This window comes from Pacificibacter marinus (assembly GCF_018860665.1).
Lineage (GTDB): Bacteria > Pseudomonadota > Alphaproteobacteria > Rhodobacterales > Rhodobacteraceae > Celeribacter > Celeribacter marinus_A.
The window spans coordinates 1-23,874 of record NZ_JAHKPK010000057.1; the positions used below are offsets into that span (position 1 = coordinate 1).

The 23,874-nt window shown below is 52.0% G+C and carries 20 protein-coding genes and 2 tRNA genes; 10 read left to right on the top strand and 12 right to left on the bottom strand.

Going from position 1 to position 23,874, the window contains the following annotated elements:
- Positions 1 to 168, top strand: a 168-nt coding sequence (locus tag KO497_RS15725; protein WP_215944930.1) for an integrase core domain-containing protein, incomplete at its 5' end; no start/stop codon positions are given.
- 51 nt (positions 169 to 219) lie between these two features.
- Here the strand turns inward: KO497_RS15725 and rpiB are convergent.
- Positions 220 to 663 (bottom strand): ribose 5-phosphate isomerase B, encoded by a 444-nt coding sequence (rpiB, locus tag KO497_RS15730; RefSeq protein WP_215944914.1) that lies wholly within the window; start codon positions 661 to 663, stop codon positions 220 to 222.
- 170 nt (positions 664 to 833) lie between these two features.
- On the opposite strand from rpiB, the gene KO497_RS15735 reads away from it, so the two are divergent.
- Positions 834 to 1,922 (top strand): hypothetical protein, encoded by a 1,089-nt coding sequence (locus tag KO497_RS15735; protein WP_215944915.1) that lies wholly within the window; start codon positions 834 to 836, stop codon positions 1,920 to 1,922.
- Positions 1,923 to 2,019: 97 nt separating this feature from the next.
- On the opposite strand, the gene acnA is transcribed toward KO497_RS15735, so the two are convergent.
- The gene (gene acnA / locus KO497_RS15740) at positions 2,020 to 4,710 is read right to left on the bottom strand and encodes an aconitate hydratase AcnA (RefSeq protein ID WP_215944916.1); all 2,691 of its coding nucleotides are present in this window, start codon (positions 4,708 to 4,710) and stop codon (positions 2,020 to 2,022) included.
- 304 nt (positions 4,711 to 5,014) lie between these two features.
- Between acnA and KO497_RS15745 the strand changes: the two genes are divergently transcribed.
- Both KO497_RS15745 and KO497_RS15750 read left to right on the top strand, forming a co-directional pair.
- Positions 5,015 to 5,791 (top strand): DUF1223 domain-containing protein, encoded by a 777-nt coding sequence (locus KO497_RS15745; protein WP_252729736.1) that lies wholly within the window; start codon positions 5,015 to 5,017, stop codon positions 5,789 to 5,791.
- A 137-nt stretch (positions 5,792 to 5,928) separates the two neighbouring features.
- Positions 5,929 to 6,510: a hypothetical protein gene (locus tag KO497_RS15750; protein ID WP_215944917.1), complete on the top strand. Its 582-nt coding sequence runs from the start codon at positions 5,929 to 5,931 to the stop codon at positions 6,508 to 6,510.
- A gap of 6 nt (positions 6,511 to 6,516) precedes the next feature.
- Here the strand turns inward: KO497_RS15750 and KO497_RS15755 are convergent, their stop codons facing one another.
- The 4 genes from KO497_RS15755 to purB all read right to left on the bottom strand — a co-directional run bounded on the left by KO497_RS15755 (position 6,517) and on the right by purB (position 11,055).
- A complete protein-coding gene (locus KO497_RS15755) occupies positions 6,517 to 7,437 on the bottom strand; it encodes a lysophospholipid acyltransferase family protein (RefSeq protein WP_215944918.1) in 921 nt (306 codons plus the stop codon).
- A 64-nt stretch (positions 7,438 to 7,501) separates the two neighbouring features.
- Positions 7,502 to 8,380, bottom strand: a complete 879-nt coding sequence (locus KO497_RS15760) for a DMT family transporter (RefSeq protein ID WP_215944919.1) — start codon at positions 8,378 to 8,380, stop codon at positions 7,502 to 7,504.
- 67 nt (positions 8,381 to 8,447) lie between these two features.
- Positions 8,448 to 9,563 carry a flagellar motor switch protein FliG gene (locus KO497_RS15765; RefSeq protein WP_354668130.1) on the bottom strand — a complete coding sequence of 372 codons (1,116 nt, stop codon included), beginning with the start codon at positions 9,561 to 9,563 and terminating at the stop codon, positions 8,448 to 8,450.
- Positions 9,564 to 9,747: 184 nt separating this feature from the next.
- Positions 9,748 to 11,055, bottom strand: a complete 1,308-nt coding sequence (gene purB, locus KO497_RS15770) for an adenylosuccinate lyase (RefSeq protein ID WP_215944920.1) — start codon at positions 11,053 to 11,055, stop codon at positions 9,748 to 9,750.
- A gap of 163 nt (positions 11,056 to 11,218) precedes the next feature.
- Here purB and KO497_RS15775 point away from each other — a divergent pair, with 163 nt between their 5' ends.
- A complete protein-coding gene (locus tag KO497_RS15775) occupies positions 11,219 to 11,653 on the top strand; it encodes a GAF domain-containing protein (protein WP_215944921.1) in 435 nt (144 codons plus the stop codon).
- Positions 11,654 to 11,795: 142 nt separating this feature from the next.
- Here KO497_RS15775 and KO497_RS15780 read toward each other — a convergent pair whose 3' ends face one another.
- The 3 genes from KO497_RS15780 to KO497_RS15790 form a co-directional block, all read right to left on the bottom strand.
- Complete coding sequence (locus tag KO497_RS15780) at positions 11,796 to 12,332, bottom strand: hypothetical protein (RefSeq protein WP_215944922.1); 537 nt, start codon at positions 12,330 to 12,332, stop codon at positions 11,796 to 11,798.
- Positions 12,333 to 12,484: 152 nt separating this feature from the next.
- Positions 12,485 to 13,891, bottom strand: a complete 1,407-nt coding sequence (glnA, locus tag KO497_RS15785; RefSeq protein WP_215944923.1) for a type I glutamate--ammonia ligase — start codon at positions 13,889 to 13,891, stop codon at positions 12,485 to 12,487.
- A 65-nt stretch (positions 13,892 to 13,956) separates the two neighbouring features.
- The gene (locus tag KO497_RS15790) at positions 13,957 to 14,295 is read right to left on the bottom strand and encodes a P-II family nitrogen regulator (RefSeq protein WP_215944924.1); all 339 of its coding nucleotides are present in this window, start codon (positions 14,293 to 14,295) and stop codon (positions 13,957 to 13,959) included.
- 260 nt (positions 14,296 to 14,555) lie between these two features.
- On the opposite strand from KO497_RS15790, the gene KO497_RS15795 reads away from it, so the two are divergent.
- Positions 14,556 to 16,169, top strand: coding sequence for an NAD(P)H-hydrate dehydratase (locus tag KO497_RS15795; RefSeq protein ID WP_215944925.1), 1,614 nt, complete (start codon positions 14,556 to 14,558; stop codon positions 16,167 to 16,169).
- Positions 16,170 to 16,292: 123 nt separating this feature from the next.
- Here the strand turns inward: KO497_RS15795 and KO497_RS15800 are convergent, their stop codons facing one another.
- Positions 16,293 to 16,637, bottom strand: a complete 345-nt coding sequence (locus KO497_RS15800; protein WP_215944926.1) for a Hint domain-containing protein — start codon at positions 16,635 to 16,637, stop codon at positions 16,293 to 16,295.
- Positions 16,638 to 16,816: 179 nt separating this feature from the next.
- Between KO497_RS15800 and KO497_RS15805 the strand changes: the two genes are divergently transcribed.
- Positions 16,817 to 16,900 (top strand) — tRNA-Leu (locus KO497_RS15805).
- A gap of 346 nt (positions 16,901 to 17,246) precedes the next feature.
- On the opposite strand, the gene KO497_RS15810 is transcribed toward KO497_RS15805, so the two are convergent.
- Positions 17,247 to 17,323 (bottom strand) — tRNA-Ile (locus tag KO497_RS15810).
- A 570-nt stretch (positions 17,324 to 17,893) separates the two neighbouring features.
- Here KO497_RS15810 and putA point away from each other — a divergent pair.
- Positions 17,894 to 21,499, top strand: a complete 3,606-nt coding sequence (putA, locus tag KO497_RS15815; RefSeq protein ID WP_215944927.1) for a bifunctional proline dehydrogenase/L-glutamate gamma-semialdehyde dehydrogenase PutA — start codon at positions 17,894 to 17,896, stop codon at positions 21,497 to 21,499.
- 308 nt (positions 21,500 to 21,807) lie between these two features.
- Positions 21,808 to 22,968, top strand: coding sequence for a glutamate 5-kinase (proB, locus tag KO497_RS15820; RefSeq protein WP_215944928.1), 1,161 nt, complete (start codon positions 21,808 to 21,810; stop codon positions 22,966 to 22,968).
- A gap of 284 nt (positions 22,969 to 23,252) precedes the next feature.
- Here the strand turns inward: proB and KO497_RS15825 are convergent, their stop codons facing one another.
- Positions 23,253 to 23,654 carry a hypothetical protein gene (locus KO497_RS15825; RefSeq protein ID WP_215944929.1) on the bottom strand — a complete coding sequence of 134 codons (402 nt, stop codon included), beginning with the start codon at positions 23,652 to 23,654 and terminating at the stop codon, positions 23,253 to 23,255.
- A 100-nt stretch (positions 23,655 to 23,754) separates the two neighbouring features.
- Here KO497_RS15825 and KO497_RS15830 point away from each other — a divergent pair.
- Positions 23,755 to 23,874, top strand: a 120-nt coding sequence (locus KO497_RS15830) for a transposase (RefSeq protein ID WP_215944933.1), incomplete at its 3' end; no start/stop codon positions are given.

Below are 23,874 nucleotides of genomic sequence, written 5' to 3' on the forward strand. Positions count from 1 at the left end.
CGCTATAATCGCACCGTTCGCGGCGAATGGCTGGGACAATACATCTTCGAAACGATTGAGGAGGCACAAGACCAGGCGACTGAATGGCTCTGGACTTACAACAACGAGCGGCCCAACATGGGCATCGGCGGCATAACTCCCGCAATGAAATTGAAAACAGCCGCATGAATTCTATGGCTGGACCCCATTAAAAATGGGGGGATTACCATGTTTTAGCCTTTAGGTCGGTTCGATCATATCGGCGCGTGTGGCGTGGCGGCCGCCTTCGAAGTCTGCGTTCAAAAAGGCGTCAACGATATCCAAGGCCAAGCCTTCGCCCGTGGTGCGCACGCCGATGGACAACATGTTCGCGTCGTTGTGTTGGCGGATCATCCGGGCTGAAAATGTCTCAGAACAGACCCCGCAGCGGATGCCTTTGACCTTATTCGCTGCCATCATGATACCTTGGCCCGTGCCGCACAAGATAATGCCGAAACGGCAATCGCCCGAGGCGACCATGTCGGCCGCCGCTTTGCCGTGGATCGGGTAATGGGTGCTCTCGGTGGTGGTCGGGCCGATATCGATGGCCTCCCAGCCGAGCTCTGTAATATGCGCCACAATCGCCGCGCGCATCTCTAAACCAGAATGGTCGCTCGACAGTACAATGCGTTTGTTTTCGGTCATGATGTGGTCCTTAGGTCTCGAGATCGGTGGGGGGCATAGACTGCCCAGCCAATGCTTGCCGTTTGGTACTGTGTGGAGGGCGGGGGAGTCAATGTGGGTTGAGTGAAGTGTTGTTCTGGATGTTAATAGAGAAAGTCTTGAACTAGAATTTTGCAGAAAGTCAGCAAAGAATGTCATTTAAAACCACCATCGGTCAAAATCTTGAACAAGTGGTTCAGCAAGAGCTTATTAGGATGGATAGTGAGTGGTTTTTTAGGTGGCACTTTATTGGTAAGGGCGAGTCAAGTGAGATAGATAGCTTTAATGGAACACCAATTCGTTATGGGGGGCTTTCCTATTCGGGAACTGTCGTAGATGTCTATTGGGCCACGATTTCTCGCTATCGCAAGCTTAAAGTCCAAGAGTATTTCAATTTGGTTGAGAATGAACTTCAAAGATACCCAAAGTACATTCGAAGACAGGCCATCAATGAAGCGACAGGAATAGTTAAAATGTTCGCGGCGAGTATTCAGAGGCGTGCTATAGAGAAAAACAGAATTTTGTTGGGCGATGGGATAAATTTTCCAAAGGCGCATGATTTTGGAAACTGGGAAGGCTCAAACTCGATGGCCATTGGGCGGCGTTCTGCAGCTTTAATGGATGCTTATTGTGAAATTAATTTAGAACAAGGAGAATATTACGTGATTAAAAATATGATGAAAGAGGAGCTGTCGTTCTTAAAGGCAGATGGATCAGGGCAAGTTGATGGCATAAAGGGCCTTGTCACCGGTAAAAAGCTTATAACATTTGATACCTCATTGCCCGTGCAGCCTAACGACCGCTTTTTGAGAAATCTGCCATCAGGTCTTGTGGAAGAGTATATTGTCGAAAATCCACGTTTTCAGCAGGCTCTGCCGGGGATGGAAGCACATTTTCAAGTTGATATACGACGCAGTGATGCGCCTGTCGCGTCAGCGCAAACGGTCATCAATAACATTAATGGCGACAACGCTCGGATCAACATGAATTCAGTTGATAATTCGCACAATGTCTCCATCACGAACTCCGAGACTGCGGTTTTCCAGCAATTAAGAGATGCATTGATGGGTGCTGAACTTGAAGATAGTGAGAGCACACAAATACTCGCCGCTATTGAGGCAATGGAAGCGTCAAAAGACACGCCCGCGTTCAAGGAAAAATACCAAAGCTTTATGGCCGCTTCTGCAAATCATATAAGCGTTTTTGGGCCTATGTTTGGGGCATTAGCCAGCTTCCTTTGAATATTATCGATAAGCTTGTTAGACATTCTCGTGACTTTAAAAAGCGAAAAGCCCCACCAAATTGGCGGGGCTTTCCTTGTCTCTAAGGCGTAAAAACTTACGCTTCTTTGGCGAGGTTGCGCAGCACGTAGTGCAGCACGCCGCCGTTCTCGATGTATTCGATCTCTGGCGCTGTATCGATGCGGCATTTGAGAGTGATGGTTTTCACAGTGCCGTCAGCATAGGTGATCTCACATGGCAGCTCTTGCAAAGGTGACACTGAATCGAGGCCCGTGATGGACACGGTTTCATCGCCAGTGAGGCCCAAAGAGGCGCGGGTGTCGCCGCCGGTGAATTCGAACGGAACCACGCCCATGCCCACAAGGTTAGAGCGGTGAATACGCTCAAAGCTTTGCGCGATGACGGCTTTGACACCCAAAAGCGCTGTGCCTTTGGCCGCCCAGTCACGAGAAGATCCTGCGCCATATTGTTCGCCCGCAAAGATCACCAACTGAGTGCCAGCCTCTTGGTAGGCCATAGCCGCGTCATAGATCGACGCCTGCGCGCCATCTGGACCTTTGGTGTAGCCGCCTTCAACGCCGTCAAGCATCTCGTTCTTGATGCGGATGTTGGCAAAGGTGCCGCGCATCATGATCTGGTGGTTACCACGACGAGAGCCGTATGAGTTAAACTCACGCGGGGCCACTTGGCGTTCCATCAAGAACTTACCCGCTGGTGTGGTCTGCGCGAAACCGCCCGCTGGAGAGATGTGGTCGGTGGTGACCATGTCGCCCAAGATCGCCAAGACTTTCGCCTCAGTCACGTTTTTGATCGTGCCTTTTTCCGCAGCCATACCTTGGAAGTAAGGTGGGTTTTGGATGTAGGTCGAGCTGACAGGCCAGTCGTATGTCTCGGAGCCAGATACTTCGACAGCTTGCCATTTCTCATCGCCTTTGAATACGTCAGCGTATTTTTTGAGGAAGGCTTCGCGTGTCACAGTTTGTTCAACAAGCGCAGAAATTTCTTCGTTCGTTGGCCAGATGTCCTTGAGGTAGACATCGTTGCCGTCTTTATCTGTGCCCAAAGGCTCAGTTGTCAGGTCGATGTTCATGTCGCCTGCCAAAGCGTAGGCCACAACAAGGGGCGGAGACGCAAGGTAGTTGGCGCGCACATCGGGGCTGATACGACCCTCAAAGTTGCGGTTGCCTGACAAAACAGCCGTCGCCACAAGATCACCCTCGGCAATCGCATCTGACAGCTCGGGTTGGATCGGACCGGAGTTGCCGATACAGGTCGTACAGCCGTAGCCTACGAGGTTGAACCCGATCGCATCCAGATCTTCTTGCAGGCCAGCGGCTTCCAAGTATTCGGTTACAACTTGTGACCCCGGTGCCAATGATGTTTTCACCCAAGGCTTGCGGTTCAGACCTAAAGCGCGTGCTTTGCGCGCCACAAGGCCAGCGCCGATCATCACGTAAGGGTTTGATGTATTTGTACAAGATGTAATGGAGGCGATGACAACCTTGCCTGATGACATGGTGTAATCTTCGCCAGCCACAGCCACTTCTTTGCCTTGCTCGCGTTTGAACGTGTCCGCCATTTCACTCGCAAATGCAGCTTTTGATGCAGTCAAAGCCACATAGTCTTGTGGGCGTTTGGGGCCTGAGATCGCAGGAACGATTTCGCCCATATCGAGCTCAAGTGTCGAAGAATAGATCGGCGCGTAATCAGCACCACGCCAGAAACCGTTTTCTTTTGCGTAGGCTTCAACCAAGTCGCAACGCTCTTCGTCGCGGCCTGTTTGTTTCAGGTAACGGATCGTTTCGTTATCGATTGGGAAGAACCCACATGTCGCGCCGTACTCAGGCGCCATGTTGGCGATTGTTGAACGATCAGCAAGGGGCAGGCGGTCAAGGCCGTCACCGTAGAATTCAACGAATTTGCCAACAACGCCGTGGGCGCGCAGCATTTCAACAACTTTCAACACAAGGTCGGTCGCTGTTGTGCCTTCCAGCATCGCGCCGGTCAGTTTGAACCCGACAACTTCAGGGATGAGCATGGAAATTGGCTGGCCAAGCATCGCAGCTTCGGCTTCGATACCACCAACGCCCCAACCCAAAACAGCCAAACCGTTGACCATTGTCGTGTGAGAATCTGTACCCACGAGTGTGTCAGGGTAGGCCACCTCTTCGCCGTTTTGGTCTTTATCTGTCCAAACGGTCTGCGCGAGGTATTCCACGTTCACTTGGTGACAGATACCTGTGCCCGGAGGTACGACGCGGAAGTTTTCAAACGCAGTCTGACCCCATTTAAGGAACTGGTAACGTTCCATGTTGCGCTCGTATTCGCGGTCAACGTTCATCTGGAACGCACGTGGGTTACCAAATTCGTCGATCATCACAGAGTGGTCGATCACAAGATCAACTGGTACAAGTGGGTTGATCTTTGCTGCGCTGCCGCCCAAAGATTTGATCCCGTCGCGCATCGCCGCCAAATCCACAACGGCTGGAACGCCGGTGAAATCCTGCATCAGAACGCGGGCAGGTCGGTATGCAATTTCGCGGGGGTTTTTGCCACCCTTATCAGCCCATTCAGCGAAGGCTTTGATATCGTCTGTGGAAACAGAAAACCCACCGTCTTCAAAGCGCAAGATGTTCTCAAGAACAACTTTCAAAGCGGCTGGCAATTTGGTGAAATCGCCAAGGCCTGCGTCTGTGGCAGCTTGAATTGAGTAGTATGAGATTTTTTTGCCGTTTACGTCGAGTGTGCGACGTGTTTTGGCTGTGTCATGTCCGACAACAACTGTCATGGGCGAGCTCCCTTGGTGCATGAAAAAGAATTGGCTTGCTTGCTTTTGACCCATCCGTTGAGTCCAATCAAGAGGCATCTGTCGTTTTTAGTATGCCATTGTACACAATTGCCAAAATAAGTATTTTTGTCAGGTTTTATTGCGCCTTGCTGATCTCGTTTCAAGACCGTTCGGACCAGATTTTCCCCCATGATCGCGCTTAGATCACGGTCGATTTAAGATTCTGTAACGCATTCTCGCAATTGCTTGATTGGCTTGAGAGCCTGCAAAGGGTTAAGAGTATGATACAGCATTCGGAGCCAGCATGACACACGCGACAGAATATCCCAAATCCAGCCGTCTTTCGGTAAAGTCCTGCATTTCTGCGCTGTTTATGTCGTGTCTTGCTCTCTCGGTTCCTGCGCAACAAACTGCGGCGCAAGATCAGCCCATGCCTTATCCCGTGGTGATCGAGCTTTTCACCTCGCAAGGCTGTTCGTCTTGCCCGCCCGCCGATGCGCTGTTGATGGAACTGTCCAAGCGTGACGATATTTTGCCCTTGGCGCTGCATGTCGATTACTGGGATTATATCGGCTGGAAAGACATCTTTGCCGATCCGCGCTTCACCGAACGCCAGCGCGCTTATGCCCGTGCCGCGGGGCATCGCACGATTTACACGCCGCAAATGATTGTCGGTGGCCAAGATCACATCGTTGGCTTCAAGCCGATGAGACTGGCCGATTTGGTCACTGATCATAAACGCAAACTTGCGGCCTCTCAGCTTGATTTATCGGCTGTGCGGTCTGACAACACCCTGTCTATTGCCCTCAACAACACGAATGCACGCCCGAGCAATCTTAAGGTGCAAGTGGTCGCGTATCGACCCTATGAAAACGTGACCATACGTGTGGGTGAAAATGCTGGAAAATCTATCGATTACGCCAATATCGTAACCTCTTGGACGCATGTTGGCGACTGGGATGGCACATCTCCGCTACATTTAAGCGCAGATATTTCCACCGCTGATCCCGTCGTCATTATCGTGCAACAGAACGTAAACGGTCTGCCCGGTGAAATCATGGCGGCCTTGCGGGTCAACTGACGGGCATGCCTGTGGGCCACATTGCTTTGGCAAAAATGAACGCCGGTAAAAATCAGAATTGTCAAAAATGAAAATGTGAAATCTTTCGTTTATTTATTTCTGCCATTTTCCAAGGCAGATTTAAAAGGAAAGCGCTCATGACCTTCAAACATATACTGATATTTCTTACCTTGTTGATGCCGATGAACAGGGCGCAGGCGCTAGAGGCAGAACAGACCAATATCATTAAGACCTTCTTCGAAAACGAAGTCGCGCCTTGGGTCTCGGATGACGCTTTGCTCAGCGCTATTCGTGTGCGTAATGTGATCGATGAGGCCCTGACGCCCGACGACATTATAGCGAAAGACAAACAATGGCGCGCAGAGGTGAAAACCGACACACATCCCCTTGTCGATGCCGTTGTGAACAATGATGCTGCAGATTTTTTGCGGCACCGTGTGGCCGATGCTGGTGGCATAATTACCGAAGTGTTTATTATGGACGCCCATGGCCTGAACGTTGCGGCCTCCTCTGCCACAACTGACTATTGGCAAGGCGATGAGGCCAAGCACTCGGATACTTACGGCAAAGGGGATGGGATGATGCACATTTCAGAACTGGAAATTGATGACTCTATAGGGGTTTATCAGGTCCAAGTGTCCTACACGATCACGGACCCGAATACGAATGAACCTATCGGGGCGATCACCGTGGGCCTCATTGCGGATGTGATTTTGTAAAGCGCCTTAAGGGCGCGTCACATCGTTGTGTCCATGTTTGGTTTCTGCCTTCCAACGCCGGTGAATCCAAAAATATTGGTCCATATGTGCCCGCGCTTGGCGCTCAATAGAATCGTTCACCTCTTGCATCATCTGTGTGGCTGTTGTGTGCGCAATAGGCGGTTCGATCACCAGTTCATAATGCCCGTGATCATCCAGTCGGATGCCATAGATCGGCACCAGCGCCAAATTGTGTTTGAGCGCCAGATCGGCAGCCGAAGTCGCCGTGGCGGCGCGTTTGCCAAAAAATTGCAACACGGGCGCGTCATAGGTGTGAACGTCTATCAACATCCCGACCATGCCGCCCGATTTCAAAAATCGAATCATTTTCACCAAACTTTTCCGATCTTTCGATGGAATGATCGGCTGAGAAATTTCACCGATTTTACGCTGGTAATAGGGGTCGAAAAAGGGGTTTGAAAACGGTCTAAACAAGGCACCGACATTGAACCCGCGCTCGAACAAAACCGCGCGCGCCACCTCGTAGCTGCCCAAATGCCCCGAGACCAAAATAACCCCTTGGCCGCGTTCCATGGCCTGTTCAAGATCGGGCAAGCCGTCGCCGGTGATTTTGGCACGTTTCGCGCGGTCTTTAAAATCTACGCCGGAATATAATTCAGCCATGGTGCGCCCTGTATTCGCTGGGACAGCTCGCATCAAACGGCGCACTTCGCGGTCGGGCAAATCTGGCATGATCATAGCAAGATTTTCGCGAACCCGTTTGTTGTACCCAGCAATCGGTCCGATGACATAGGCCGTGATAACCCCGAGAGTCTTAAGTCGCCATGCAAAAGGCAAACGCTCTACCACGGCCAGAAGTCCACGCAAGAGGATGCTCTGTGCGTAGTCGTTCAAGCTGCCTTCGATCTCACCGCGTTTGATTTTCATTAATTGTCCCTTGTACACGCGATCTGAGGGGCGGGGCCTCACAGAGCTCACGTTTGCTCCGAATTTATGTGCCGCGCGTCGCGCGCGTTTCTCGATGCCACACATAAAGTCCCGCAGTCACGATCACAAGTGCGCCAACACAGGTCCAAAGATCCGGCCATTGGTCGAAAAACAAGATGCCCCATATGGTGGCGCTCAACAAACCCGCATAGGTGAAAGGCGCCACAATCGAGGCGGGGGCCACTGCATAGGCTTTGATCATCATCAATTGTCCCACAGTGCCGATAGCGCCGATACAGATCATCATAATTGTCGTTATGGGCGTCGGGGTGGTCCAATAAAATGGCGCTATGATGCACATAATCGCAGCACAGACGATGCCAGAATAAAGCAACCCCGTCAGTGGCGATTCCGAGGGGCCTATATGACGGGTGATGATGGAAAAAATCGCGATGCTGGCAGCCGTTCCCAAGGGCCAAAGAGAGGCCAGCATGAACACATCAGACCCGGGCCGAATGATGAGCATCGCCCCCAAGAGCGCAACAAAAATGCCGATTATGCGGCGCAAACCAATGCGCTCCCCCAGAACCACTGCGGCGGTAAGGGTGATCAAGACAGGGGCAAGATCGGCGACGGCTGTGGCCTCGGCCAGACCTTGATGTTGCAGTGCAATGAAAAAACAGGCCGCAGCACTAAGTTGCATCAAAGCCCGAAACAACTGCAGACCCAAATGAGAGGTCCTGAGCAGAGAAACCGTACGTTTTCTGCATAAAATCAGCACAATAACAAGCTGTCCGAAATAGCGTGCCCACAAGATTTGGCTGACATTTACCATCAGCCCAAGCTGTTTGGCCACGGCATCCATCAATGAAAAGAAGCACACGGATATAATAACAAAGAGAATACCTTGCGAGGCGGTGGATTGACGTGAAAACCAGTTCATAGGGGGACATTAAGGGCAGAGCTTGTGACTTGTCCATTGACGATCATGTCTCGGCTGCGCACAGGGGTTAGTCGTCTCCTGTCAGCAAAAACAATTCGCCGGCGCCTTCAAGGTCGCGAATGCCTGCGACAACGGCGTTCATGGCCTCTTCTGCGTCGGATTCTTTGACCTTTCCGATCGCTTCGATTTCTTCGCGTATCCCATCCGCCATGCGTTTGGACATATTGGTCAAAATGAATTCTGTCGTGATCGCCGCGTCGCCCGTGGCACCGGCAAGAGCCTTGATCAGCACCTCTTGTTCCACGCCGCGCACGACTTTTGCCACGTCGCGTCCGTCCACACGGGTGGCGATATTGGCGAAGGTGAAGATGTCTTTGCGCACTTCTTCGGCAAATTCTTTGTCCGTTTCGTCCAATCCTTCGAGTACGCCATCGCGGGTGGCAGAGGCCGAAAAGTTCAAAATAGCGCCAACACGTTCTGTCGGAGCATCCGCAAAAGCCTTTGCGGGTTGTGCATCCAATTTTGCGGCGATGGAAATACCGATGCGTTGCACCACGTCGGGGGCGACGCCAGAGGTAAGCGAAATGGCATAGGCAATCCGCCTCGCGCGTTCGCCCGGCAACATCGACAGCAATTGCGCAGATTTGGACACTTTGAGTTTGGACAGCAGCACCGCCCCCACTTCGACGCTTTCGTCTTTCAAAATCGGCAAAACGCGACTGACATCAAGATCGGCAATACGTTCCCATGGATCACCGGTCAAAGAGAACCCAGCATTCTTGCGCAATTTCGCAGAGGTCGCTGGCGATATTGCCCCCTCAAGCACGTTCAACGCACCCTCTAACCCACCCGGAAAGGACAGGCCGATGGCCTCAAGCTGTTCTAAGAATTCCTCAACAACAGATGTGAGCGTTTCTTTGTTGATGTGGCGCAAATCGGTCAGCTGATGGGCCAGTTCGACTTGCATGTCTTCGGGAAAGGTGGACAGAGGCAGTTTGACGTCTTCTGAGGCGAGCAATTTGACGATCACCGCGGCCTTAGCCTTTTTCGACAGTTTTGTCGGCATACGCATAACGGGGTCGGGCAGATCGAAATCGCCCATGCCGCCCGCCCCATCGCCGCCGAGGGATCCAAGGTCGGGTAGGGTGCCCATGTCGCCAAAGTCTTGGGGAAGTCCGTCCACGCCGATGCCTCATGTGTTGATTCATGCCTTGTGACGAAGGTGCATGATCAAGATTAACGCAAAGCTACCAGTGGGCTGAATTTCCAATAAATTTGAGAAGAATTGACAGAAAAACGCCCGCAAGCGGATAAACCGCGCGGGCGTCAGTCTTATAATCTGTGAGGGGAACGCCCCCTATGAGGCTTTAGGCTTCGCCGAACACGCGTTTGAAGATCGTATCAACATGTTTGGTGTGGTAGCCCATGTCGAATTTTTCTTTGATCTCATCCACGCCAAGTGCGGCAACGACTTCTTCATCGGCCAGCAAAAGTTCTTGGAAATCAAGACGATGTTCCCAAACTTGCAAGGCGTTGCGTTGCACCATGGAATAGGCGGCTTCGCGAGACACACCCGCTTGAGTAAGCGCCAAAAGCACGCGTTGAGACATCACCAGGCCTGGGAATTTATTCATGTTGTCGAGCATGTTTTCAGGAAAGATGAGCATCTTTTCGATTACGCCTGTCAAACGCTTGAGCGCGAAATTCAAGGTGATGGTCGCGTCTGGCGCGATGGTGCGCTCAACGGAAGAGTGCGAAATATCGCGTTCATGCCACAGGGCCACGTTTTCCATCGCAGGGATCACAGCCATACGCACAAGACGCGCGAGGCCCGTGAGGTTTTCAGTGAGGATAGGGTTCTTTTTGTGCGGCATCGCAGAAGAACCTTTTTGGCCCATTGAGAAGAACTCAGCGCCTTCCAAAACTTCTGTACGCTGCATGTGGCGGATCTCAATTACGATGTTTTCCATCGAGGAGGCGATTACACCAAGTACAGCAAAGAACATTGCGTGGCGATCGCGTGGGATCACTTGGGTGGAAATCGGCTCAGGTGTGAGGCCGAGCTTTTCGCAGACATGTTCTTCAACACGCGGGTCAATATTGGCGAATGTGCCGATGGCGCCGGAAATCGCACCCGTGGCAATCTCGGCACGCACCGCGATCAGACGGGCCAGATTGCGGTCCATTTCAGCGTAAAAACGTGCAAAGGTCAGACCCATTGTAGTGGGTTCTGCGTGGATTCCGTGGGAACGACCAACGCGGACGGTGTTTTTATGCTCAAACGCACGTGTTTTCAGCGCGGCAAGCAAGCCTTTGACGTCTTCGATCAAGATGTCGGTCGCGCGCACAAGTTGCACGTTCAAGCAAGTGTCGAGCACGTCAGATGAGGTCATGCCTTGGTGTACAAAACGCGCCTCGTCAGAGCCGACATGTTCGGCCAGATGCGTCAAGAACGCGATAACGTCATGTTTGGTTACGGCTTCGATTTCGTCGATGCGTGCCACGTCAAACTCAACGTCTTTGGCTTTCCAAACGGCATCGGCGTTTTCGCGTGGGATCACACCCAAATCGGCCATCGCGTCACAGGCGTGCGCTTCGATTTCGTACCAGATTTTGAATTTTGTTGCGGGTTCCCAGATGTCGACCATCTCTTTGCGGGAGTAACGGGGGATCATAGGCTTGCCCTTTTTAGCTTCTGTGGAGTTGCCGCGTCTTTAGAACGAACGGGACGTGGGGGCAAGAGGCTGGGAGAGTTCTCGGGCTTTGCGTCAATGTTTCATACTTAATTTCGGCAAAATGTGGTATTGTTTACGATGAAAGACACATTGGGGAAAACTGATGTTTGAATTCAACGACCCACAAGTCAGGGCCCTCGCTGAGGCTGTTCATACCGAAGTAAATTCGTCTGGGGTGGCCATTTGGCTGATGAAGGGGGAGGATCTTCACATCATTTGCCTTATCGACGGGCTTATCGGACGTGAGGTCGAGCGTATTTTGCCGCCTAAATACACCATCGGCCATATGGTGTTTGATATGAATAAAACTCTGGTGATCGATGACACGCTGTCCCACCCCTTGGTGGGCAAAACCGGAGCTGTCGAGGATATGGGGATCATGGCTTATATTGGCACGCCGTTTCATTTGAACGGGGTGGCCATTGGCGGTATTTCCGCTTTGCATCAACATGCTCGGCGTTGGGATGGGGCAGATATCAAAGCGATTGAGGCCGGCGCACAAGCCCTGTCGCAGCTCGCGCTCGACGTATCCTCATAAACTTGACGGCAGGCCGATGTGATGTGACCCATATCAAGACGGTGTTGGCGATGCTTGATGTCCATTGGAGACATCCAATCCAGAACGCGTAGACCTTGGGTCCGGTTAACTCCAATCGCATCAAGGTCGCTAACGGGAGCGCTTAAAATTTTGAACTGTAACTTGGCATTCTGGTCATGCCGTCGGGTTCGCCATTGATCGCCAAAGAGGTTAGCCCCGCGCGCAATTCGGGAGTGATCAGAATATAAATCACCACTGCGATGAGCATGCCGATGCGGATATTGCGGTCCATATTTGCAAGGATTTGAAAGCCTTTGCCGATCTTGCTGCGTTGTTTTGGGGGTGCGGGGGGCGTCTGCGAGGCTGCCATCGCGCCGACAGGGGCGGATGTCACAAAAGGCGATGCTATGTGCGGCTGGTGTTCCCGTTCGTTTGTACGGGCTTGGGTTTCGGCGACCAAGGCGTTCATCTGTTCAACCTGTGACAGCTTGCGCTGAAACCGCTGGGGTTTTGTTGATGCGAGATGATTGTGTTTATCCACGGCCTGAGCGCGGCTCACAGGGGTCGCACGGACCTTGGATTTGGTGGTTTGCACCCCGTATATGCCCGCCTGCGCCCCCGCGCGGTTTCTAGGGTGGCGGGAATCCAAGGGGTGATAGTTTTTTGAAAACAAGGCCATGCGTCATCTCTGATTAAAACTGACCTTATGATTAACCGATGATCAAGGCCAAAATCTGACGCAAATATGGGGAACACGCAACTTGGCGCGACATATGCAAAAAGGGCGCCTCGCATGAGACGCCCTTTTCATAGAATGAACTGATCCAGCGATTAGCAGGAGTAGTACAATTTGTATTCCATTGGGTGAGGTGTGTGCTCGTAGGCGTAGACCTCTTCCCATTTCAGATCCATGTAGCCCTGAAGTTGGTCTTTGGTGAACACGTCGCCTTCTGTGAGGAAGTCCATGTCTGCTTCCAAAGCCTCCAAAGCTTCGCGCAATGACCCACAAACAGTTGGGATCGCTGCCAATTCTTCAGCTGGCAAGTCGTACAAGTCTTTGTCAGACGCGGGGCCTGGATCGATCTTGTTTTTGATGCCGTCAAGGCCAGCCATCATGAGTGCAGCAAAGCACAAGTATGGGTTGGCTGCTGGATCAGGGAAACGTGCTTCAACGCGTTTCGCTTTTGGGGATTCCGAGTAAGGGATACGGATACAGCCAGAGCGGTTCGACGCAGAATAGGCGCGCAAAACAGGAGCCTCAAAACCAGGGATCAAACGCTTGTAAGAGTTTGTCGATGGGTTTGTGATCGCGTTCAATGCTTTCGCGTGCTTCAAGATACCGCCGATAAAGTACAGCGCTTCTTGTGACAGATCAGCGTATTTGTCGCCTGCAAACAATGGCTTGCCATCTTTCCAGATGGACATGTTCACGTGCATACCCGTGCCGTTATCACCAGCGATTGGTTTTGGCATGAATGTTGCGGATTTGCCGTAAGCTTGCGCCACGTTGTGCACAACGTATTTGTACTTTTGGATTTCGTCAGCTTGCTTTGTCAGCGTGCCGAAGATCAAACCAAGCTCGTGCTGACAAGAGGCAACCTCGTGGTGATGCTTGTCAACTTTCATGCCCATGTTGGCCATTGTTGTCAGCATTTCGCCGCGAATGTCTTGCGCGTCATCGATTGGGTTAACAGGGAAGTAACCGCCTTTGATGCCAGGGCGGTGGCCTGTGTTGCCCATTTCGTACTCTGTGTCAGAGTTCCAAGCACCGTCAAGCGCGTCAACTTGGTAAGACACTTTGTTCATGGACACTTGGAAGCGCACGTCGTCGAACAAGAAAAATTCAGCTTCTGGACCAAAGTATGCTGTGTCGCCGATACCTGTGGATTTCAGGTAAGCTTCTGCTTTTTCAGCAACAGAACGTGGGTCACGCTCGTAAGGCTCACGTGTGTCAGGCTCTACAACAGAACAGTGAATACACAGTGTTTTTTCCGCGTAGAAAGGATCGATGTAGATAGATGTCGTATCTGGAATCAGTTTCATGTCTGATTTGTCGATAGATTTCCAACCCGCGATGGACGAGCCGTCAAACATGAAGCCTTCCTCTAGGAAGTCAGCGTCAACTTCTGTGTAGCGCAATGTCACGTGCTGCAACTTGCCGCGTGGATCGGTGAAACGAACGTCCACGTACTGAACGTCTTCGTCTTTCATGGTCTTGAGAACGTTTTCGATGCTCATGGTGACCTTATCCCCTTAAAATTATGTATTAGGATGGAAAACGACCCGCAAAGGCCGCTTTATTCTTACAGCGCGTCTTCGCCAAACTCGCCAGTACGGATCCGAATGGCCTGTTCAACAGACGATACGAAAATTTTGCCGTCGCCGATTTTGTCTGTTTTTGCCGCAGCAACGATCGCTTCGATCGCGCCGTCCACTTGGTCGTCAGACAAAACAACTTCGATTTTAACCTTTGGCAGGAAGTCCACAACATATTCCGCACCACGGTACAGCTCAGTGTGGCCTTTTTGACGGCCAAAACCTTTGACCTCGACAACAGAAAGACCTTGGACACCTATGTCCTGCAGTGCTTCTTTCACTTCGTCGAGCTTGAAAGGCTTGATGATCGCTTCGATCTTTTTCATGGACCTTAGACTCCCTTAAATTCGTTCACGTCGTTCAGATCACTTCTCTCATGGGGCCACAATCGGCTACACTAAGCCAGATCAAGCTACCTATAGGATTCCCGCCTTGTTGCACAATATTTTGGCAAAGTGGATTCAAAAAAGGCAGTTTAAAAACATTTTGAAGCTTTTATGACCGCATCTCTGACGTCTGCCCAAATGCGCGCCATTTCCACTGTGGCTTTTGCCGCCGCCGCATCGCCTATATTGGAGACCGACAAATGACCGAACTTCTCACCTGCGCGCAAATGCGCGCCATTGAAGCCGCCGCCATTGCCTCGGGCTCTGTGACTGGCCTAGACCTGATGGAACGCGCGGGAATTGGCGTCATTGAGGCCGTGTTTGACGAATGGCCGGCCATGGCTGAGACATCCCATCACGCCGTGGTTCTTTGCGGCCCCGGCAACAATGGCGGAGACGGTTTCGTCGTCGCACGGCTGCTCAAACAGCGCGGCTGGGGCGTTGATGTCTTTCTCTACGGTGACCCAGATAAGCTGCCGACAGATGCGCGGACCAACTATGAACGCTGGTGCGAGGCAGGGGAGGTGAAAACCTATCGCCTTGATCCCGCTCCGTTGATCGATGATTTTATACGTTACCCAGATGAATTTGATCTGCTTGTTGATGCGGTGTTCGGAACTGGATTGAAACGCCCTTTTCGCGGAATATTCGCGTCAATGGCCGATGATACAGTGAAAGTATTGTTGAAAGAGAATGGGGTTCGTGTGGTGTCTGTGGATGTGCCATCTGGGGTGTGTTCGGACAGTGGTCGGCCGTTGATGTGGGCTATAAGTGCTGATTTGACCGTGAGTTTCCATCGTATGAAGCTTGGTCACGTTTTGGGCTTTGGAGCGGTTATGTCTGGTAAAGCCGTTGTCAAAGATATCGGTCTCGAGAGCTGGCCCCATCCGCGAGTGGGGCAATTGCCCCCGCCCGTGGGGGTGGGCGGGGGCAGCTCGGCTGTGCCGCCGAGCAATGTCGTCAACTTGGTCACTGGTCCGTCTAAATCCCTCAAAAAGCACTCGACCCATAAATACTCCCACGGCCACGCCCTCGTGCTTTCTGGTCCCACTGGGCAAACCGGCGCTGCGCGTCTGGCCGCTCGTGGCGCGCTGCGCATTGGGGCAGGGGTGGTCACTGTCGCCTCGCCCAAATCCGCTATGTTGGAAAATGCGATGCAACTCACCGCCATTATGATCCATGAGGCCGACGGCCCGCAGGCGCTCAAACGCACTCTAGAAGATGAGCGCATCAATGCGCTCTGCCTTGGGCCAGCGTTAGGTCTGGACAGTCGCGCTTCCAAACTTGTCGCTATTGCGCTTGAGGCCAAGCGCATGACCGTGCTTGATGCTGACGCGCTCACATTGTTGTCTCAAGATGAGGCCCTCTTTGCCGCCCTGCATCCTTCTTGCGTGCTCACGCCTCATGCGGGCGAATTCAAACGTCTGTTTCCAGATCTCGCCGAAAAACTTGACGCCCCCGCCTCAACTGGCCCCGCCTATTCTAAAGTCGACGCCACGCGGGAGGCCGCCAAACGCGCGGGCTGCACCGTGCTGTGCAAAGGACCAGATACTGTCATCGCAAGTCCCGACGGTCAGGCATCTGTGAACGCTTCATTATATGAGCGCGCGGCGCCGTGGCTCGCCACGGCAGGCTCCGGCGATGTTTTGGCTGGCTTTATCACGGGGCTGATGGCGCGCGGTTTTTCACCACATCATGCCGCCGAGACCGGTGCCTATTTGCACAGCGAATGCGCTTTGAGTTTTGGCGCTGGCCTGATCGCCGAGGACTTGCCCGAAGAACTGCCCAAAGTGTTCACCGCTTTGGGGATATGATTGGCGGCAAAGCTACCAATCTGCGTCGAAAAAACATTAAAACATGTAAACCGCGCAGGGGCCAAACCGTTAAACAGTTTAAACCCAGTGACACAATGTCTTTAAAACAAGGGGCAGATGCTCTTACGCCGCAAAGGCCTTGCCTGATTTGGAATCAAACTGAAACCCGTCCGCAAAGACGATTTCAGCGCGGTCAAACACAAGTTTGAACATCCTTGGAGCAGGGGTGTCGATCCCGCGCAAAGTGCGCAAACCAGAACGGGTCACGATGCGATCACCGGCTTCCAGATACTCAACGGGCAAGGTGCCATCTGCCGTCAGCACATGGGTGCCAAGCGCGATTCCGTCCTCGTAGCTCGGAAGAATATCTTTTATACACAGCCGTTTACGGGGTGTTCTTTGGGTGCGGGGATTCATCATTCCTTTGGGCGTGCGATCAGAATCGCGCCCTTGGTCATCACTGCTCATGATGCTCTCTTTTCTAAAACTGCCTCGGTCGTGGCGATATGTTCCGCCATCTTTTCACAGCCTACGGTAAGATTTTCGAACCGCAAAGCATTTATTTTTAGTTAATCTGGCAATTTACGCCCCAAAGATGCATTTTGTCTCTGGTATCGCGCTTTTGCCTTTGCTATGACGCAGGCAATGCGGGTGTGGCGGAACTGGTAGACGCACCAGATTTAGGTTCTGGCGCCTTTGGCGTGGGGGTTCGAGTCCCTTCACCCGCACCACTTTGATTTCATTCAATATTGTGACTTCGACAGCTGTTATAGCTGATTGGTTCGCGTCGAGTTTCGCTGCTCGTTTTACACATTCACGATTCATTGCATGGGTCTACGTAAGCGATCTGCGCTGGCTGGAAAGCACGTCAAGCTGACGTTTGCATTTGTAAGGTCCTGTAACGGCCTCAGGCATGCCCCGTGACTGTGAAATCTTCGGGGGCAAGGGACCGGATGACACGGCTTTTGCAAATCTAGATCGTACAGATTTCAGAACAAAACTTGACGAACTCTTTTAAAAAAAAAGCGTCAAGTTTTGTTATTAACCCTTAGAAAATAAGGATTGAATTATGATGCTTGGTAGGCCCGGCAGGACTTGAACCCGCAACCAAAGCGTTATGAGCGCTCTGCTCTAACCAGTTGAGCTACAGGCCCGCCGTGGACGTGAATATGGCGAGTTGCGAGGCGGGTCAAGGGGGTGGAAAGGCAGAAAAGTCAGAGAAGCCTCAATTAATTGCCACCAGAATGTCCCGTATCGTCAGGGCGATCAAAATGCTAAGCCGACAGTCCCCCATTAAATGCCCATGTTTCACGTTTGTTAAAGCGATGAGGCTAGGGGCTCAACCTGCAAATCGCGCATGTCTTGGGGCGATTTCGCCATGTGGTCGTTTGAGCGTGCATTCGGTGAGGGTCAAAAGTACGACAGGCCCATTTCACATAGTATTCCTATGCACCGATCTGGCCTCAAGCGTTTCAAGATCGGTTGCCTATTTGGGCAAGACGTAGAGTAAGGTACTTGTTGCGTTGGATTAAGATAGACGCGCCCGTCGGGCCGTGATGGAGTACGATGAATGTCACGTCACGAATCTGGGCGCTGAAAATTCAGTGCGCAATGACAGCATCGAACCGGCCAAGCTTAAAGACAGCCATTCTACGATACCAACAGCCTCCACTTCTCTTTTTATATCACCGTGCATACGGCCTCTTTTTTGGGATAGGACAATCATGACCAACGCTGCAATTCGCTCTGCATACCTCACGGATGAAACGTCTTTGGTTCGCAGGCTTGTTCATGAAACTCAATTGAGTGACGCCCAAAGATCCGCAATTTGTGCGCAGGCACAAAAGTTGGTTCAAGATGTGCGTGATACGGGCAAGATCGGCGTCATGGAGAGCTTTCTGTCTGAGTATGGCCTATCAACGAATGAGGGCGTGGCGTTGATGTGCTTGGCGGAAGCCATGTTGCGCGTCCCAGATACGTTGACAGTCGATGAGCTGATCCGCGATAAAATCACGCCACATGATTGGGCAAAACATATCGGCGATTCTGGCTCAATTTTGGTCAATGCATCGACTTGGGGTCTGTTGCTTACTGGCAAAGTGTTAGATCAAGATGGCACGCGCGTCGCAGGGACATTGCGCGCTTTGGTGCGTCGGTTGGGAGAGCCCGTGGTCCGCACAGCTGTTGGCAAAGCAATGGCGCAAATGGGATCGCAATTCGTGCTTGGCCGCTCCATCGACGAGGCTGCAAAACGTGGCGATGCAATGGTCGCCAAAGGCTATACATATTCTTATGACATGCTGGGAGAAGCCGCCCGTACCGATGCGGATGCCCTAGAGTATCACGAGGCTTACGCGAAAGCGATTAAAGCCATCTCTGTGCGGGCAAAACACCAAGATGTGCGCGAAAATCCGGGTATTTCGGTCAAACTTTCAGCGCTTCATCCGCGCTATGAATATGGGCAACGCAGCAAGATGTTGCCGGTATTGTGCGCGCGCCTTTTGGAGCTTGCGCAGGCTGCGGCCAAGGCGAAGATAGGGTTCAACATTGATGCAGAAGAGGCGGATCGTCTTGATATTTCTCTCGAAGTGATCGAGCGTGTGCTGTCAGACGAAAGCCTTGCGGGATGGGATGGATTTGGTGTGGTGGTGCAAGCCTTTGGGCGGCGCGCCATGCCCACATTGGACTGGCTCTATGAACTTGCCGTTCGGTTGGATCGCAAGATCATGGTGCGTTTGGTGAAAGGGGCGTATTGGGACCAAGAGATCAAACGCGCACAGGTCATGGGCCTTGCCGACTATCCTGTTCTAACACGTAAGTCTCATACGGATGTTTCATATCTCGCTTGCTCGCGAAAATTGTTGGGTATGACGGACCGTATATACCCTCAATTTGCCACGCATAATGCGCACTCGGTTGCCGCCGTTCTTGAAATGGCTGAGGACCCAAACAGCTTTGAATTTCAACGCCTCCACGGTATGGGCGAGGTGCTGCATGACGCAGTGTTGTCACGGCATGGGTCTCGATGCCGTATCTACGCTCCTGTGGGCGCACATAGGGATCTGCTGGCCTATTTGGTGCGTCGTTTGCTTGAGAATGGCGCGAATTCCTCTTTTGTGAACCAGATCGTCGATGAATCTGTGTCCGCCGAAGACATCGTGCGTGATCCTATTGCCTTGGCCGAAGCAGGTGGTTTGCAACCCAGTACAGTAATCGCACGCCCAAGCGCTATTTTCGCACCGCGTCTTAACAGTCGTGGACACGACATCACAGACCCGCTTGAAATCGCCAAGATCGCCTCTGGCCGTGCTCCGTTTGCGGCACCGTACCAATGGTCAGCAGCTCCGATAACCTCGGCGCCCTACACAAGCGGGGCTTCGCGGGATCTGTTCAATCCCGCTGCGCCGCATGAACAGGTGGGCACAGTGAGGGAGGCAGATAAGGCGTTGACGGAACGTGCTGTTGGACTGGCTGTTGCCGCACAAGGGGCTTGGGCGCAAACCGATCCGAGTGTCCGAGCGGCTGTGTTGCGCAAAGTGGCCGACCTGTATGAAGAAAATGCTGCCGAAATTTTCGAGCTTTTGGCGCGTGAAGCGGGTAAAACGCTGCTGGATGGCATCGCTGAATTACGTGAAGCTGTAGACTTTCTGCGGTATTATGCGGGTGAAATACAGGATTTGAACACCGGCAAGTCTGCTCGTGGAGTCATTGTCTGTATTAGTCCTTGGAATTTTCCGTTGGCCATCTTTACAGGACAAATTGCGGCTGCATTGGCCGCGGGTAATGCCGTGATCGCAAAGCCTGCCGAGCAAACACCGCTGATTGCTGCGCGTGCGGTTGCCTGGATGCTGCAAGCGGGTATCCCATCCGATGTGGTGCAGCTTTTACCAGGCGACGGAGTAGCTGTGGGGGCGTCTTTGACTGCCGATCCCCGTATCAATGGCGTGTGTTTCACCGGCTCAACAGAGGTTGCAAAGCTTATTGAACGCCAGCTGGCCAAAACATCGCCCAACGCCATGTTCATCGCAGAAACCGGCGGTATCAACGCAATGATCGTGGATTCGACGGCGCTTATGGAACAGGCCACGCGAGACATTATACGCGGGGCGTTTCAATCGGCAGGTCAGCGATGCTCGGCTTTGCGCGTCCTTTATGTGCAAGATGATGTGCGCAAAGAACTTAACGAGATGTTAACGGGCGCGATGGATGCCCTCACGGTTGGGGATCCGCGCGATCTTGCAACAGATGTCGGGCCTGTGATTGACCAAGAGGCCTATGATAACATCCAAGCCTACCTTCAAGACATGTCTGAAAAACAGCAGATCGTGACACAAATTCCAGTGCCACAGGGCGGGCTTTTCGTGCCGCCAACCATCGTACAGGTCGACAGTATCGCGGATGTGGAACGCGAAATTTTCGGCCCCGTGCTACATATCGCCAGCTTTGATGTCGCGCGGGCAGAAGATGCGATCGGTGCGATCAATGCGACGGGATATGGTCTAACCTTTGGCATTCACACCCGTATTGACCGCCGTGTTCAATATGTCTTGGACCGTGTCCATGCAGGTAATGCCTATGTTAACCGTGACCAAATTGGCGCAGTTGTCGGCTCGCAACCCTTTGGCGGGCATGGCCTATCTGGAACTGGCCCCAAAGCTGGCGGTCCTTACTATTTGCCTCGGTTTCAAACATCTCCTGTCAAGGGTCATTCCGCTCCTGCATTCCATGCGTCCGTTTCTGAGGCTCAGGCCGCGGATGCTTTGAAAACACTGCATGCCCAAGATTGGGCCACATCTACCAACCGGATCACTGAATTGCGCGCAGCGCTTCGTGGCAAGTCGGCCAAGGTCATGTCTGCGGTTGCAGCACTTGAATACGGGCCCATCGATCTGCCGGGCCCAACGGGCGAAGCAAACCGTCTCCAGCTGACGCCTCGGGGGACTGTTTTGTGTTTGGGGCCGGATACAGAAAGCCTTGTGTCGCAAACATTGCAAGCCTTAGCGGCTGGCAATGCCGTCTTGGCCATCGCGCCGGGGGCCTCATCAGCGTTGCGTCCTCTCTCTGGCCTTAAGGTGCCATTGGCCATATTAGACGGCTCCCTCGATCTTGAGGCTTTAGAAACATTGAGGGTCGATCTTGTTGCAATCCAAGCGGATCATGACGATATGCGCGCGCTTAAAATAACGCTTTCTAAACGAGTAGGAGCGATTATCAAAGTGGTCACTGAGCCTATCGCGCCAGAGCAGTATTGCCACGAACGCACGACTTGCATTGATACAACGGCTGCTGGGGGGAATGCGTCATTGCTGGCGGATATCGAGATGGATTGATCATAACGTGACGTTTTGAGGCTCAATATATGTGTCCTTAAGTTGTTGTAGGCCTTGCGGGTCTGCACGATGACCATCGTGCCTTGGCTGTTCCGAGTTTGAAAATTCAAAGCTAGAACATCTAATTATAAAGCTGGTCCGTTTGTCGTATATTTGCGCGGAAGCGCAGCAACCTGTTTGCATTCATACAGGGGGGCAGTGTTATACGTTGTCCGAGTACCTGATTGAGGTGGTGTTGCAGCTATGTGTCCTTTGGATGTGTTTCTGTGGTTTTGCCCATGAAATCAACAAACTACCGGAGATAAGCTATGTTGAAGAAGAAAAAGATTGTTGTCAAAATTGGATCAAGCCTTTTGGCCAACAGTGACAATTTAACGCTTCGCTATGCCTTTATGAACGGTCTGTTAAGCGATCTCGCGCAGCTTCAAAGGGAAGGTTATAATATTATTTTGACCTCTTCTGGGTCTGTTGCGCTGGGGTTGAACATGGTCGGAAAACGCCCTGAAGACGCAGGCGTTCTTGACAAACAGGCCGCCGCTGCCTGTGGCCAGCCGCTGTTAATGAATGCCTATCGCCAAGTCGCGTCAGAATATGATTTGAGCGTCGCACAGATGTTGGTGACTGTCGAAGATATGGAAGAAAGCCGCCGTTTTTTGAACATCAAAAATACGATGATACGATTGTTCGAAAACGACATATTGCCCATCATTAACGAGAACGATTCCGTCGCGACACGCGATTTACGTGTTGGCGACAATGACCGATTGTCCGCTAAAGTTGCGCAAATGATTGAAGCTGATACACTTATCATCTTGACCAGCGTCGAGGGGCTGTACGATCGTGACCCGTCAGATGAGGATGCCAAGTTCATTCACGAAATCGAAGACGTAAGCGAGCATCTCGAGTCAACGACAGGGATCAGTACACTTGGCAGCGGGGGGATGCTCACGAAAATGCATGCGGCCAACATGGCGCAAAACGCGGGGGTCGAGACGATTATTGCAGAAGGTATCATTGAGCGCCCTGTGTCATCCGTACTTGAAAATGAGCGCCGTTTCACGCGTTGCCTTGTACGTGGCAAGACGGCGTCGCCGTTGAAAGTTTGGCTCAGTAACCGTTTGCAGGTGTCTGGAACACTCGTCGTTTCAAATGAAGTTGCCTTAGGTATCGTCGAACGCAAACAAGGTGTTGGCCGTGTGGATGTTATTTCGATCCAAGGGGACTTTACCAAGGGCGATGTTTTGCACATTTACAACGAAGACGGTGAAGAAGTGGCACGTGGACTGACAAACTTTTCGTCCGAAGAAACCATGCTTATGGCGCGCCATCTGGATATGCCGGTTGAAGAGGTAATCGGTTATAAGACGAAAAGTGACATCGTCGGTGCAGAGAACATTCTAGTACTAGAGGAATATCACCTACAACTGGATGCCCCTGAGCAAGATGCGAAAGTTGTTATACCTGTATAAAGCACTTTGACAGGGCTCGGCTGTTTAATGAGGCGAGCCCTGTAGATATGTACGGCCTATCGCGATTTTATGCCGCCCCTTTGATAGCATTTGCTGCAACAAAGGAGGCGGACTATATGCTGCACGGCAGGGTTAACGGCCTCGTAAATCCGCGCCGCCACTCAAGCGGGGCTGAAAAAAAAACTGTCGTTTTTTAACGGAAGGTCGCCTAAACGCGAACCTAGGGCTGCACCAAACCGCGGCAAGACCATTTCGGGTATCTCATAAGTTGGGGCTAGTTTTAATCAAAACCAGGCGATATCTCCTGAATCTTCTTCTGTGAGCGCAAATGGACTGTCGACGTTGTCGAAGAGTTTGTGAGCTAAGTGCCTTAACCGAATAGCCTTGCTAAGCGGGGCAACCGCAATTCCGCCATTCGCATCCAAGTTGGACAAATGCCCCATGATTCTTTGAAGATCATCGAGGGTCTGATGTAGTCGATCAATAGCCTGTAGGCTTCGCTGAACCGAGGGCGAAAGAGATTGAGATTCTGAAATCGTTGGCCCAAGCGCAATCTGCACTTCTGCTGCCAGTATCACCAGTGCCATTAGTTCATCTTGAATTCTCTTGTGAAGTATTTCACCCGAAATAGTCACTTTGTGGGACATATCTTGTGTTGTTAGAGATTGGGCCATCGAAAAATTCATTACAACTTTCCTACTATTGCCTCTATTGAGGTAATCCCCCCTAAAATTAGTGGTGTTCAAAAATAGAATTTTCTCGGCAAGATATCTGAGGAGATTTACGATGAAGAATGGACGATACAGCGACGCGCAGATCATGGCGGTGTTGAAGCAGGCGGAGGGCGGTGTTCCGGTTTCTGAGCTTTGCCGAGAGCATGGAATGAGCAGCGCAAGTTTTTATAAA

What these genes read in the sequence shown, in the direction of transcription:
- rpiB (WP_215944914.1), bottom strand. Translation starts at nt 663, where the DNA reads ATGACCGAAAACAAACGCATTGTACTGTCGAGCGACCATTCTGGTTTA.
- KO497_RS15735 (WP_215944915.1), top strand. Translation starts at nt 834, where the DNA reads ATGTCATTTAAAACCACCATCGGTCAAAATCTTGAACAAGTGGTTCAG.
- acnA (WP_215944916.1), bottom strand. Translation starts at nt 4,710, where the DNA reads ATGACAGTTGTTGTCGGACATGACACAGCCAAAACACGTCGCACACTC.
- KO497_RS15745 (WP_252729736.1), top strand. Translation starts at nt 5,015, where the DNA reads ATGACACACGCGACAGAATATCCCAAATCCAGCCGTCTTTCGGTAAAG.
- KO497_RS15750 (WP_215944917.1), top strand. Translation starts at nt 5,929, where the DNA reads ATGACCTTCAAACATATACTGATATTTCTTACCTTGTTGATGCCGATG.
- KO497_RS15755 (WP_215944918.1), bottom strand. Translation starts at nt 7,437, where the DNA reads ATGAAAATCAAACGCGGTGAGATCGAAGGCAGCTTGAACGACTACGCA.
- KO497_RS15760 (WP_215944919.1), bottom strand. Translation starts at nt 8,380, where the DNA reads ATGAACTGGTTTTCACGTCAATCCACCGCCTCGCAAGGTATTCTCTTT.
- purB (WP_215944920.1), bottom strand. Translation starts at nt 11,055, where the DNA reads ATGATCCCCCGTTACTCCCGCAAAGAGATGGTCGACATCTGGGAACCC.
- KO497_RS15775 (WP_215944921.1), top strand. Translation starts at nt 11,219, where the DNA reads ATGTTTGAATTCAACGACCCACAAGTCAGGGCCCTCGCTGAGGCTGTT.
- KO497_RS15780 (WP_215944922.1), bottom strand. Translation starts at nt 12,332, where the DNA reads ATGGCCTTGTTTTCAAAAAACTATCACCCCTTGGATTCCCGCCACCCT.
- glnA (WP_215944923.1), bottom strand. Translation starts at nt 13,891, where the DNA reads ATGAGCATCGAAAACGTTCTCAAGACCATGAAAGACGAAGACGTTCAG.
- KO497_RS15790 (WP_215944924.1), bottom strand. Translation starts at nt 14,295, where the DNA reads ATGAAAAAGATCGAAGCGATCATCAAGCCTTTCAAGCTCGACGAAGTG.
- KO497_RS15795 (WP_215944925.1), top strand. Translation starts at nt 14,556, where the DNA reads ATGACCGAACTTCTCACCTGCGCGCAAATGCGCGCCATTGAAGCCGCC.
- KO497_RS15800 (WP_215944926.1), bottom strand. Translation starts at nt 16,637, where the DNA reads ATGAGCAGTGATGACCAAGGGCGCGATTCTGATCGCACGCCCAAAGGA.
- putA (WP_215944927.1), top strand. Translation starts at nt 17,894, where the DNA reads ATGACCAACGCTGCAATTCGCTCTGCATACCTCACGGATGAAACGTCT.
- proB (WP_215944928.1), top strand. Translation starts at nt 21,808, where the DNA reads ATGTTGAAGAAGAAAAAGATTGTTGTCAAAATTGGATCAAGCCTTTTG.
- KO497_RS15825 (WP_215944929.1), bottom strand. Translation starts at nt 23,654, where the DNA reads ATGAATTTTTCGATGGCCCAATCTCTAACAACACAAGATATGTCCCAC.